The sequence below is a fragment of the Photorhabdus temperata genome, assembly GCF_025384845.1.
In the GTDB taxonomy this organism is placed as follows: Bacteria; Pseudomonadota; Gammaproteobacteria; order Enterobacterales; family Enterobacteriaceae; genus Photorhabdus; species Photorhabdus temperata.
Genome location: NZ_JAJAFX010000041.1, coordinates 17450 through 30874 on the forward strand (window position 1 = coordinate 17450; position 13425 = coordinate 30874).

The following is a 13425-nucleotide window of genomic DNA, read 5'->3' on the forward strand; positions in this document are numbered from 1 at the left end:
CTAATCATAAACCACTCTGTTTACAATATTTTCTAATTGATCATTACCCGCCTGCAACCACAGGCGAGCAATATCCCTAACTCTTCTATAAAAGTATCTCGTGTTATTACTGCTTTTTGCCGTTAATATAGACAGAGCCCACGGCACCGGTTGCTCCGACAATTCCATCTTTACCCGATACACTATTTGGACCAGAGCTACCACTGGGAGAACCACTACCACCATAACCGCCAATCCCTCTAGAACCAGCATAACCTCTAGCGCCACCATAACCGCCTACGGACTTAGCGCTAATGGTTGGAGTGCCACTAGTATAGTTAAAATAGATATTACCCCCATTTCCTCCTTTACCGCCATTTCCCCCATCTCCGCCATTTCCTCCACGCCCCCCGTTTCCTCCCCTTCCAGCACTACAATAATTGGTAGAGTACCCCCCATTACCGCCATTTCCTCCTATTCCGCCATTACCCCCATCACCCCCATTACCCCCATTACCCCCTATCGTTTCTAAGTTCACTGAGCCGGTAATGTGATTAACGTTAAGATTAATATCGTATGCATTACTACCATTTCCACCATTGCTTCCGACACCACCATCTATACCGTTAGAGCCGTTAGTACCTGCTGTAGCTCCCGTTGCACAGGAGTTTTTATTATCCTTCCCAGCGTTACCATTATTGCCACTCCTCCCATCATATCCATTATTCCCATTACCGCCATTACTCCCATTACCTCCCTGATTAATGATATTGTACGGTTCGTCATCTGAATCTGAAATGCTAACCTTTGCTATTATATTCGTTTGAACAGTACCATTAGTGCGATAAATAATTTGTCCGCCAGGCTCAATAGTTATCTGCTTATAAACCAATACAACAGGCTCACCGTGGCCATCTTGACTTTGAACGATCAATGGATTACTTGCAGCAACAGTAATACTATCACCACTGTATAACGCCACTTTCATCGGAAAACGTTTAGCATTAATAATGTCTTCATAATCTTTGACCAAAGCAGAATTACCGTAAATATAGGCACGAAAAGCTTTGCACAAATCAATATGATTACCCGGGGCATTTGCCAGCCGTTCAGCAGAAAACGGTTCAGGTAATGGATGATGGGGTTCCATTTTTCCAGGACCATAATCGCTGTCAGACACCCCGCCTAACTTCTTCAGTTCTTGTATAGTCTGTACAGTAAAAAACGCAGGTGGAATAGTGGCTATTTTCGGATCGTCGGAAAATATGACCGATCCGTCAAAATCCGCGGTCTTCAATTGTTTTGGTTGCCGCTCTATACCAACCGGATGATGATACTGATGTAATATTGCTAAAGTTTCTGCAACAGTTCTTTTTTTATCCACGGGAATTCTCCTGAGTCTAAGTTTATACGTTTAAGATAACTTCATATATCAGTTGTCCATTTGGTCAAGTTCCAAAGTATCCATTGCTATCACTATGATTGTGACACTAAATTGCTAATAGCCAGAAAAATAATTCCTATAAGAATTAATTAGGTAAGTATTTATTCACTTTACAGAAAGCGATTGGATGCAACATTTAAATTACATAATTTGAAATATTAATGTAATTACCCAACTTTTACATTAATTAAAGATAATATTTCTGTGGTACATCACTACTTTTTAATATGTGCTAATTAAAAACTTCAATTTTATATTTATCTCATTAGGTATTATTAGGAAATGTAAATAAAAGACAATCAACATGATTGTCTTTTTCAAAAATAACGACAAGACAGAAACCTATAGATATTATTGAATAATGAAATTATGAATATGATTTAAATATCAGCATAACGCGGTGCAGCCATTACCAACGGCTGCACATAAAACTATCAATACTCAAGCACTTGTTGTTTCTGTGGCGCTTTCAGTAAACGCCAGGCGATCAATACCACGACACCGGTCAATACCGCGGTCATCCAGCTCATCATATGGATAGCACTGGTGAAAGATTCCGCTGCTGCTGTCATGAGTTGTTGCCCTTCCGCCTCGGCTAATGAGTTCGCTACAACGTAAGCACCAGCCAGAGTCTCTAACGCCAACCCAGTCTGTTCCTGAGAGATCCCATCCGGCAATTGCAGAGTGACACGATAGAAGGCAGTCACCAATCCACCGATAATGGTCGTGCCAAGTACAACACCTACTTCATAAGCAGTTTCGCTTATTGACGATGCCGCCCCGGCTTTCGATGACGGCACTGACGAAAGCACCAGATCGTTAGACACCGACGCAATTGCGCCCACACCAACATTTAATAATGCGAAAGCAATTACCAACGTGGTCAAATCGCTGCCGAAACTGGCTACCAGAAGAAACGCAGCACCAGCAAAAGCAAGCAGCATTGGCACAAGGTAATAAGCCGGCACCCGTTGAGCAACAGGCACTATCGCCATGCCAATCACAATCGCCATTATTTGCCCGGGAACCAGCGCTAAACTGGCCGAAATCGGTTTCATACCCAATACGATTTGCAAGACCTGAGTGGCAAAAAAGACAAAGCCAACCAGCAAAGCCAGACTCAATAAGTTGACCATAATCGAACCGGTGAACATACCATTACGGAACAGTGAAAGATCCATCAACGGTACAGACAGACGCCGCTGCCGACGAACAAATAACACGCCGGCAACCAAGCCAACAGACAATTCCACTATCACACTTATTTCAAACCCGTCACTGGCAAGATGTTTAATCGCGTAAACAATACCAACCATGGCGATGATCGATAATACAACGCTATATACATCAATAATACCCGTCTGTTTTTTATCGGACTCCGGCAATAACATCGGGCCGAAGATCAACAATGGCACCAATACCGGTACTGCCAATAGAAAAATGGAATTCCAGTCAAAGAATTGCAACAGAACACCACCAATGACAGGCCCCAACGCTGAACCGACAGTTAATGTTGTCGCCCAAATAGCGACAGCTAACCGACGCTGTTCACGATCCTCAAAAAGAGTGCTGATTAAAGCCAAAGTTGAAGGCATCAGCATCGCACCAAAAAACCCAAGTGCGGCTCGCCCTCCAATTAATTGTTCGGGTGAAGTTGACAGCGCTGTTAATACCGAAACAATGGTGAATCCCAAAGATCCAAATAACAGCAATGAACGATGGCCGACACGATCACCAATACTCCCCATTGATACCAGTAAACCCGCCAATACCAGTGAATAAGCATCAATTACCCATAATTGCTGACTGGCGCTGGGTCCCAGAGCTTCAGCAATTTTCGGTAAAGCAAAGCTTAAGATCGTATTGTCCACAGTCACCAACAATACCGGCAACATCAATATCAGTAATCCCAGCCAATTTCTGAGTCCTGCCTGCCCGTTAGCCTCAGCAACTCTATTTAATGACATCCCCTCAACTCCTTTCCTAATTATCATTCAAGCGTTGAAAAAATATGCTGGCAATCAGCAGCACTAATATTGAGCTGTTCCCCCAGCTGTTGTGCAATGTGTCTGAGGTTATTGCTAAATTCAGTTTGATCGCCAGCCTGCACTATTGAATCTAACTGTTGTATGGCATGCAGTAACTCCTGACGCGGTTCGGCAGCCATAGGGTTTTCATATTGAACGTCCCAGTACACTTCCATTGGATTGAGTAAAACCCTTGATAATAACGCCAGCATGGTACGCATTGGCGGCGGTGCAACCGTCACCAAGGTACCAATATCCAACGGGCTTTTCGCCAGAACCAGGCCAAAAATCAATATCGCGGCATGGGGTAAAGCCTGACAAAACGCCATCACCCGATCATGTTCCTCCGGCGTCATTCTACTGATGCGCATACCCGCCTGCGTCAATACCAACTCAATCCAATGCTCGTTAACATGACAGTTATCAAGAATGACTGCAACTGGCCTTTTTTGCTCCGACAAGGATGGCGAGAACATCGGGTTAACACCGATGAAAGGCTGCCCGGGGGCAGCAGCTCTTAAAGCGGAATGGAAAGGTGTCTGAACCGAACAGGTTGATACTATCTGTACATCATCACCAATCACCGATAGCACCCAAGGCAGAGCCTGTATTGCAACCGCTTCCGGTAAGGCAAAGACGACCGCCTTTGCCTCAGTAAAAATCGCCTCAGAATCAGCCGCGGGATTTAAGATATCAAGCTGGTAGCAGAAAGAATGCTCTCCCTGCGTTCGTTGGTCAACACGGTATACCGTGCAACCACTTTGAGTAAAAAGATGCCCCAATAAAGAACCAATAGCACCTTGCCCACCAAGAATGACGACTTTATGGTTACTCACACTTCCTCCGCTATATGGCTAAAACTGAAATAGGGCACACTGGCCTTCACCAATGTTTCTTCAAATTCACCATAAAGATCGGAGTGAGCGACAATGGCGCCGCCAATGCCGAACTCGGCACATTCTTGATGTAACACCGCCGTTCGGATAACAATGCTCAACTCTGCTTCACCACTGAAAGATAACCATCCAAGCGCACCAGAGTAGACACCGCGTGCCGATGACTCCAAAGCGTCAATGATCTCCATTGTGCGTTTCTTCGGTGCGCCAGTCATTGATCCTCCCGGGAAACATGCCCGGATGGCTTCCATTGATGAAGTGCCTTCACGTAATTCACCGCGTATTGTCGAAACCAATTGGTGTACAGAAGAGAAGCTCTCAACTTTAAACAATTCAGGCACATGAACAGTGCCGGGACGACACACCTGATTAAGATCGTGGCGCACTAAATCCACTATCATCAGGTTTTCAGCTCTATCCTTGGCTGACTGACTCAATTCCACCTGAAAATGCTGATCATCAGCTTCCGTTTTTCCCCGTGGCCGGGTTCCCTTAATCGGTCTGGATTCAATACCTCTGGTCTCATCGATGCGTAAAAACGTCTCCGGCGATGCACTGAGTACAGCAAAATCCCCACATGCCAGATAGGCGCCATAAGGCACAGGGCTGGCATGACGCATTCGTCGGTAAGCATCCAATGGCAACCCTGAATAAGCCATCTTCGCTCTATTCGTCAGACAGATTTCATAAGACTCGCCATCGGTGATGTATTGAAGTGATTTATGGATCCCATCCATATACTTCTGAGCCCCATATTCCAGACGAATTTTGTTCTGATCAACAGCGCCTGGAATAAAGTCAGGTATCACCCCACCGGTATTTTTTGCCATGGTCACTACAGGTTCCAACGGCCAATTTTGTGGTTGGCCTACTGGCGTGATAAGACACTCATAAAGCTTATGCTGCTGGTGATCGAAGATAAAAAAATGCGGAGTAAAGATTAAACTGGCATCAGGATGTTCTGAATGATATTTACTGCTGCCAATGGTCAACGCCTTTAACTCATATCCTAAATAACCAACAAAGCCACCTTTGAAGACAAATGGCATCTGTTTTGGCGTGGAAATTTTCACCAGATCAAGCAGTTCAGACATCAATGAGAAAAAATCACCCTGCACAATCCTTTCACCATCAGGACCGGTCAAACGCAAACTCTCCGTCTGTACATGGTATTCAAGCCTGACAGCACCCGGTTCATTACCACTTCCCATGATTGAAAATCGGGCATTGGGCCTATCCGAATTTTCACTGTCCAGCCAGAAAGAGTGAGTATCATCGCCATAATGTTGAATGAACAGAGATTCAGGATCGATGATGCCCTGACACTCACGGTAATTCAGGTTGAGATGCTGCTTTCCACCCACCGCTAGATAAGCTTCATGGGCAGAAATACACTTATTCTGAGCGGTCATTTCCTGCCCGTTATTCTCTTTATACGTCTTTGCTATACGAACAAAATTACTCAGTAATTCACGCCCATATTCAGAATCAATCGACTCAGGATGAAACTGAACACCCCAAATCGGTCTTTGGGTGTGCTCAATTGCCATAATTAAGCCATCATCAGTCCAGGCGGTGCATTTAAGATTGTCAGGCAACCGGGTACAGACCAGCGAGTGATACCTGACCACTTCAAATTGCTCAGGCAAACCGAGGAATAACCCTTCTCCGGTATTCCTGATGCGACTGCGATAGCCATGCACCGGATTAGGTGCATGTTCTACAAAACCACCAAATGCCAGGTTAATTCCCTGATGACCAAGGCAAATACCCAATAGTGGAATTTCGGCGCGGGCAATGACTTCCGCACAGACACCAAAATCGCTGTTTTCAGCCGGATGCCCTGGCCCTGGAGAAAGTACAACCGCATCATAATTGTCTATCGCCAGCGCTTCATAAGTCAGAGAATTGGTGACGACAGATGGCACGCTCCCGGTCACTTCATACAGATATTGAGCAATGTTTTGCGTAAAAGAATCATAATTATCAATGAGCAGTATTTTCATTATTCTTTGCTTTCTCGTGTAGCAACTGATCAATCAGCTCTTCTTCTCGACGACAGGTTTCTTCAATAACCAGTTGAAATATTAATTCAGTGTATTCAGGCCGTAACCCAAAATCCGTTGACTTATCCCTCAATATATCCAATAACGAGGTAATACGTTGTGGCTGCATCATCGGAATATCCTGTTCCGCCTTTATCTCAGCGATTTTCATACAGATCTTCATACGTTCTGAAAGCAGCGCTAAAATCTGCATATTAATAACATCCAGAGATTCCCTGTGAGGTTGCAATATATCCTGTTTATCTATTATTGATTGAGTCATATATTTGGTCTTTATCACTGGTTTATTTCAATCATTTTCATCAATAAATTTATGTCACTTATACCTGTGGAGCAATAGCTTGTGGCTCAGACCAATTCAGCCCTTTTTCCCGTATTTTGAGTAAGGTATTTGCTAAGTGCATGATTTCACTCTCCTTATGCTCACTGGAGAAGGCAAAGCGCAACATGGCATTGCCATCCTGAACCAGTGGATAAAATACCGGGAACAATAAGATGCCGTTGTCACGCAGCAGACGTGCAGCGTCAAGCCCTTCAGCTTCATTTTCGAATAAAGCGCCACGAACAGGAGATTGCACACCGGCATTCATCAAGCTGTTACCTATCAAGGAATCAAACAGATTAACGTTCTTCCATAGCTGTTCCTGCCGTATTTCTATTTCAAGGCTAAGATGGAGTTTTGCTGCGGCAACGTTAGCGGCCAACATCGGCACCATAATCGAATGACCAAAAACCAGAGGATTCGCCAGAGTACTAATTACTTCAATATCATCGACACCGGCAACCACCACAAAACCCCCCGCGCCACCAAACGCTTTGGATAGCGAACCTGCCAGTATGAGGTTGGATGGTAAAATATGGTCAAGTGCCGCAAAGGCATAGCCCGCACCATGACGCCCTACAATGGAAATACCATGAGCATCATCGACATAAACATAGCCTCCGGCAGCCGCCAATTTTTGGGTTAATTCTGCAACCGGAATCAAACCATTCATTGAGCCAATACCATCGATCAGCAGGATGGGGGTACGCTGATTCTCTCCGCAGTTCTGCAAAGCTTGCTGTACCGACTGTTCATCAGCACTATCGACCCGCGATACTGGCCCGAACTGTTCGAGAATACCGCGTAATACCTGCATAGACGCATGAGCAGTTTTATCCATCAACCAATGTACTGGCCGGGTAAGTGGATAGTTAGGCAAAGAACCACTGCCCAATAACGGCAATACACCCAGGTGAACGTTACTAGTGGAAGTGAAAACAGCAACGGAGCCACCTTGATAAATTTCTTCCAGCAACTCTTCCAATTGCCCCAAATATTGCGGGCGCATCGCACCACGGGACGATGACAAATGTATTCCGGTCCGGGCCATTGCCTGATTTGCTGCCTCAATTAACGCAGGATGATGTTCTAATCCCAAATAAGAGCAGGAAACAAATTCCGTAAAAACGTTGCCTTCTTCTGTCGTAATTTGCTTACCTTGACGTTCTACTACCGTGAAACTGGTCAGCCCTTCATCAATAGCTTGCGCTAAAGCGCCGGTGGTCCGTGACCTGCGAATCGTCATCCAATCCTGCTTCTGTTTTACATCCATTATCTAGACTCCTGCTGTCTGAGTTCAAATGAGCTGACAACCTACAGTGATTACCGAACTGCCTGTTGTGTCAGAAATATTTTCATCGATAATTGTTCGGACCAAAGAAAAACCGGCGTCTGAAAATAGTGTTCTGACGCTCTCCTGCTGATTTTCACCATGTTCGATGACCAACCAGCCATTTGATTGCAGTAGCTGTTTGGCTTGTTTGATAATCAACCGCGTTAAATCGAGTCCATCATCCCCGGAATACACCGAAACATAAGGATGATGTTCCTCCCACTCCGGTAATATTGTCTGCTGCTCTGGAACGTAAGGCGGATTAGCGACAATTAACGCTACCGATCCGTTAAATTGAGAAAATGCCTGCCAATCCCGTAAATCGGCTTTTAATGCATCCGCTTTAACCGCCCAGCTAACCAACCGGGAGATATTGCGCGTCAGGTATTGAAAAGCGATGTCGTCATATTCAACACAAGTGACCTTTAAATCCGGGCGACGTTTAGCGATGGCTAAACCGATAGCACCACTCCCCGAACATAAATCCAGAACCACTGATCCCTGAGGTACTTCATGTTCATTCTCCAGCCATTTATGGATAATCTGGCTATGAGGACGCGGAATAAATACCCCCGTACCGACCACCAAAGGCAGTTCATCAAAATCCGCAATGCCGACAATATGCCCAAGTGGGATCCGGTTACAACGCTCATGAACCGCAAGCATAAATTCATCGCGGGCGCGATCCTGACAGCGCCTCTCCAGATAACGGTCAATCAGGCAATCAAGATCGGTTTCCACATCCCAAACACCCGCCTCTGCCAGTAATTCCCTGGCCTTATCAATAGCAGCCTGATCTTTCAATGAAGAATTCATGACCATGCCTCGTAGTAACTACGTAACCGTTCACGCATGGATTCATAAATATAAGAGAAAGCGACCAGTTCTGGCGGTGGTGTGAACTGAGGATGAAGCGATTCAATCAAATCCTGATAATTGCGTGTCATGCCTTCATTCAGCAGCGGCAACCAATAAGGTTTGATATCCCAGCGATATTCGTAACCAGTGGCAAGCATTTGCTGGACGGTTTCTTTAGCCATCACTTCACGGGAGAAACCCACTAACGGAGGACGAACCGGATTGAAGGAGTCCAGGTTAATTTGCGTATTTTCTATTCTAGTCAACGCATTAGCAACATAATCTGCCAGTAACGGTGACTGATGTAAGCCATCACGGTAAGTCCCGGTAGCCAGCCAAAGGCCATTCACACCACATTCACCAATTAATGGAAACCCATCAGCAGGGATTGGTCTGTTACCGACCTGAATTGAAAGAATATCAGCATCATGTAAGTTAATATCCAACTGATCTAACGCACAACCCAGCAGGAACTGCACATCTGAAATCAGTGCCTGACTGCGTGGTTTTTCAGCCAGAATATTCGTCGCACCCAGATACAGAACACCATCACCGCGGGGTACACAATGCAGCCCACAAGCAAATGCCCGGTTAGGAGTACGAATCACCGACGTCGGTAATTCTCTGCCTTTTGGCATCTTGACCAGAATGGATACCCCATAACCGGCAAATATCGGTGGGATCTGCCGAACAACAGAAGGGATATTCGATAACAGATCCAACGAGTGCGCCCCAGCGGCAACCACCACCTTATCCGCCATTAAACGCTCACCACTCAGCAATTCGACGCCAATGGCTAAACTGTCTTCAATCAGTACACTCTTAACATTCTCATCTTTGAGAACGCCACCTTCAGCAACCAATGCCGCATCCAGCTTTTCCAGCAATAAATGCGAATCCAGGGCATGTTCATCAGGGATATATAAAGCACGAAGCGGACGCACCAGATCGTTAGGCTTTAACCATTCAATTTCACGCGGATCAACGGTTTCATAAGGGGCCGCATATTCGTTCAGGGTTTGTTCGATAGCGTCATAATTGACACTGTCAATCTCTTCCATCCCGGCAGTATTCAGTATCACATGAGTCCCTTTAGCGGTGAACAGAGATCGCGTATCACCAGAAGAGTCAGCTAATCGCTGCGCCCAGGCAGGCCAAAGCGCTTTGGAAATACAATCCATGTTCAATTTCAACTTACCGTGTTCGCTCGCTAATAAGCCACTGGTAATTTCGCCAAAACAACCATTCATTGCACCTGCTGCTTTGGAGGCGGCATTGGTTCGATCAGTACTTCCAACCCTACAAACCGAAAGATTTCTACTTGCCAGCTCATAGGCGATTGAACCTGCAATTGCCCCTGAACCAACGACAATAAAGTCGTATTTCACTTATTTACTCCTGTATGGCCTATGGCCAATTTATTTTAAATATTTTGTCAACAACGACGGATAAATAATTGTTACCTTATTATGGATAAGGTATTTTTACTGCATTATATCAATTGCAAAAAAAGTAACCGTGTGGTCATCAGTAATTAAAATCACGAACCACACCAAGACATCTGCCAAATTTAAAAATAAATATTCGATGATAAATTATCACATAAGAAATAGTTTCAATTTATCATCAAATGAATATAATAACCTATTAAAATTAATTTAATTAAAGTCACAACCCCAAAACAAAACAAATAAAAACAATAAGTTAAATAATTTCACATAAATATCATTTCTATTTAAAAGAAATAATAACAAAGGATATTATTAGATTAGCAATAACATTTGCTAATCAGAAGAGAACAATAGTCACCAAATACAAAACTGTCAAATAAATTTAGTCTTATATTATAAATAAAAAAATCATATAAATGTTTTCAGTATGAAATAAAAACAATTTATATCCGAATTGTTACGGGGAACAATATTCTAAATATCTTTTATTCTTCAATAAAAAAACAAAAATTCTCAAGAAAGGTGTTTTTTTAAATTTATATTCGCCATCAATTTTCACTAAAATATATAAGATAGAGACAAATGTTATTATACCAAAATTGACTATTATGGGTAGTAACCGGATAGTTGAGATAATCGTTAATTTTTCAGATTATCCTGTGACTGGTCTCTCTTTTATTTTTCCACATTGAAGATATCGCTCAGAATTGCCAGTAAACCGTGTCGTAAACGCGATGGCTGTTATGAAAGAAGAGAAAGAATTAAAAACAGGGGTAGTGTTAATGAGCACAAACAAATCATTTATAATCAATAAATTTTACTTAATTTACTTGGGTTTATTATATTAATAAATTATTCAGATAATAATTAAAGCATATGGAAATAATATAATTACAGGTAATTAATCATGGTAAACTTGATAAAAAATACATTATTAAAAGCTTAGTGACACATTAAATAAATCCCATGAAATATATTTAAAACCTCATAATTTTAATTTATTTACAACCTCAATTTTACGTATAATATTTGTTTTACCGATAAGTAAAAATTATATACCCAATAGATTTCAAGTTGCAGCGCGGCGGCAAGTGAACGCATCCCCAAGAGCATAGATAACGATGTGACTGGGGTAAGTGAACGCAGCCAACAAAGCAGCAACTTGAAAGATGAAGAGTATAGTAATTTAATTTCTAAATTGAGAGGTATATATGTCTACAGAAAATATGAATATAACTGATCAAACAGTTGGTAAAGATTCAGTTGTCGTTGGCAATGCAGAAGCACCAGCAATACATGCTATAGCAATTGGTGCTTCACCACTAAATTCTAAATCAATTAGTGAATCAGCTATTGCTATTGGGCAAAATCAACAGGCGGGTAGGAAAGAAGAAACTAACGATTATAAAGTTATCTGGCCAATTGCGATTGGTGCTGATTCGGTATCCTCTGGCTTGGCTTCTATTGCTATTGGGCAAAAAGTTGTTGCCAGTGCGATTCAGGCAGTAGCAATTAGTCAAAACTCCTCTGCTACAGGTAATGCGAGCATTGCATTAGGTGCAAATTCTATATCCAGCGGTTCGGCTTCTATTGCTCTGGGGCACAAGGTTAATGCCAGTGGGTACCAAGGAGTTGTAATTGGTCAAAACTCCTCATCCAACGGTTCGTCTTCTATTGCTATTGGGCAAAAAATTATTGTCAGTGGGTCTCAGGGAATTGCGATTGGTCAAAACATCTCATCCAGCAGTTCGTCTTCTATTGCTCTGGGGCAAAAGGTTAATGTCAGTGCGTCTCAGGGAATTGCGATTGGTCAAAACGCCTCTGTAACAGGAAGTGGGAGCATTGCATTAGGTGCAAATTCTGTTGCCAACAAACCAAATATTGTTTCTGTCGGAAAACCGAATAATCAACGTAAGATCGTGAATGTTGCTGCTGGGAATGTTTCAAATAACAGCACCGAGGCGGTAAATGGTCAGCAATTATATTCTGAATTGGTAAAAATTAGTGCATTGGATAAAAAAAATAAGCAACTGGAAACGGATATTAAAACGTTGAAAAACACGATAGACAATCTTATCCGTTCTATTACTAATCTTACTCTGTTGAGTCAAAAAAATGCGGATGAAATCGCCTTGTTGAAGAAATAAATTCTTGATGCGTTGAATTATTAACAACCAATTAATTAGGTGAATTTTTCAGGGGAGGCGGTTAGCAAAAACCACCGTAAATCCTCGTCCAATGCGAATCGGGATAAGGGCTGACTTCACAGTCAGCCTCCTCCCACACCACCGAAAATACGGTGAAGTAGTCACTTGCTATATTTTAGCCTTTTTCCCGCCAAAGAAAATGCACTCATGGCCTATAATTTTTACTTTTTGCCTTCTTTAGCATTCCGGCAGGGAAGCTGCTGTTTAGTGATAATTCGGTAGAAAAACATAAAGAGGAAACAAATATTTGGCATGTCACTTCTATTATCGTACGGGACAATATCTATCTTGTAGCACTGATTAGTAGCATTCTCTGTTATCTCGTTTATGCTCAAATTGAATCCATCGTGCCGCAATATTTATTGATGCTGGATACTACACGCGCAGTCGATTTGGTGACAGTGATCCTAATCACCAATGCGATAACAGTGTTAGTCGCTCAGGTTTATCTGGTGCCTTTGTTAACCAATACGCCACTCGGGCAACGCATCACAGTTGGCGCGCTGATCTTTGCCGTTTCCCAGCTGTTGTTCTGGATTAACGATACCGCCAGTGCATTCTGGTGGGGCTTGGTTGCAGTGGTGTTCAGCATTGCAGAAGCCATCTTGTTACCTAATCTGAGCATCTTGCTCGACCGTCTGGCACCGGAACACTATCGTGGAGCCTATTTAGGTGCATCAACACTTGTGGTTCTGGGGTTATCCTTGGGGCCTTTTATCGGTGGCGCGTTGCTAGAATGGTGGGGTAAAGGGGTATTTACCGTAATGGCGTTGTTTTGCCTTAGTATTGCTATTTTGATGTTGATAAATAAATCAAAAATAAATTTGCGACTGGATAAATAA

The 13425-nt window shown here is 43.1% G+C and carries 9 protein-coding genes and 1 pseudogene; 2 read left to right on the top strand and 8 right to left on the bottom strand.

The window, feature by feature from the left end; all coding sequences use genetic code 11:
- Positions 1 to 106 precede the first annotated feature (106 nt).
- The 8 genes from LGZ99_RS15970 to LGZ99_RS16005 form a co-directional block, all read right to left on the bottom strand.
- On the bottom strand, positions 107 to 1363 hold the full coding sequence (locus tag LGZ99_RS15970) for a hypothetical protein (protein ID WP_036840596.1): 1257 nt from the start codon (positions 1361 to 1363) through the stop codon (positions 107 to 109).
- A 494-nt stretch (positions 1364 to 1857) separates the two neighbouring features.
- The gene (locus tag LGZ99_RS15975; RefSeq protein WP_262979339.1) at positions 1858 to 3390 is read right to left on the bottom strand and encodes an MFS transporter; all 1533 of its coding nucleotides are present in this window, start codon (positions 3388 to 3390) and stop codon (positions 1858 to 1860) included.
- Positions 3391 to 3413: 23 nt separating this feature from the next.
- Positions 3414 to 4286 (bottom strand): prephenate dehydrogenase dimerization domain-containing protein, encoded by an 873-nt coding sequence (locus LGZ99_RS15980; protein WP_023045316.1) that lies wholly within the window; start codon positions 4284 to 4286, stop codon positions 3414 to 3416.
- Complete coding sequence (gene pabB / locus LGZ99_RS15985; protein WP_262979340.1) at positions 4283 to 6352, bottom strand: aminodeoxychorismate synthase component I; 2070 nt, start codon at positions 6350 to 6352, stop codon at positions 4283 to 4285. Before pabB ends, LGZ99_RS15980 begins: the two co-directional genes overlap by 4 nt.
- Positions 6333 to 6674: a chorismate mutase gene (locus LGZ99_RS15990; RefSeq protein ID WP_021324012.1), complete on the bottom strand. Its 342-nt coding sequence runs from the start codon at positions 6672 to 6674 to the stop codon at positions 6333 to 6335. Before LGZ99_RS15990 ends, pabB begins: the two co-directional genes overlap by 20 nt.
- 58 nt (positions 6675 to 6732) lie before the next feature.
- A complete protein-coding gene (locus tag LGZ99_RS15995) occupies positions 6733 to 8007 on the bottom strand; it encodes an aminotransferase class I/II-fold pyridoxal phosphate-dependent enzyme (RefSeq protein ID WP_036840603.1) in 1275 nt (424 codons plus the stop codon).
- A 24-nt stretch (positions 8008 to 8031) separates the two neighbouring features.
- Positions 8032 to 8883: a HemK/PrmC family methyltransferase gene (locus LGZ99_RS16000; RefSeq protein WP_021324010.1), complete on the bottom strand. Its 852-nt coding sequence runs from the start codon at positions 8881 to 8883 to the stop codon at positions 8032 to 8034.
- A complete protein-coding gene (locus tag LGZ99_RS16005; RefSeq protein ID WP_036840604.1) occupies positions 8880 to 10313 on the bottom strand; it encodes an NAD(P)/FAD-dependent oxidoreductase in 1434 nt (477 codons plus the stop codon). Before LGZ99_RS16005 ends, LGZ99_RS16000 begins: the two co-directional genes overlap by 4 nt.
- Before the next feature lie 1274 nt (positions 10314 to 11587).
- Here LGZ99_RS16005 and LGZ99_RS16015 point away from each other — a divergent pair.
- Both LGZ99_RS16015 and LGZ99_RS16020 read left to right on the top strand, forming a co-directional pair.
- Positions 11588 to 12523 (top strand): hypothetical protein, encoded by a 936-nt coding sequence (locus tag LGZ99_RS16015; RefSeq protein WP_036840605.1) that lies wholly within the window; start codon positions 11588 to 11590, stop codon positions 12521 to 12523.
- A 230-nt stretch (positions 12524 to 12753) separates the two neighbouring features.
- A pseudogene (locus LGZ99_RS16020) lies at positions 12754 to 13425 on the top strand (MFS transporter); the annotation flags it as partial.

Bases quoted from the DNA above. Each gene is read 5' to 3' on its own strand.
- LGZ99_RS15995 (WP_036840603.1), bottom strand. From the start codon at position 8,007: ATGGATGTAAAACAGAAGCAGGATTGGATGACGATTCGCAGGTCACGG.
- LGZ99_RS15975 (WP_262979339.1), bottom strand. From the start codon at position 3,390: ATGTCATTAAATAGAGTTGCTGAGGCTAACGGGCAGGCAGGACTCAGA.
- LGZ99_RS16015 (WP_036840605.1), top strand. From the start codon at position 11,588: ATGTCTACAGAAAATATGAATATAACTGATCAAACAGTTGGTAAAGAT.
- LGZ99_RS15990 (WP_021324012.1), bottom strand. From the start codon at position 6,674: ATGACTCAATCAATAATAGATAAACAGGATATATTGCAACCTCACAGG.
- pabB (WP_262979340.1), bottom strand. From the start codon at position 6,352: ATGAAAATACTGCTCATTGATAATTATGATTCTTTTACGCAAAACATT.
- LGZ99_RS16000 (WP_021324010.1), bottom strand. From the start codon at position 8,883: ATGAATTCTTCATTGAAAGATCAGGCTGCTATTGATAAGGCCAGGGAA.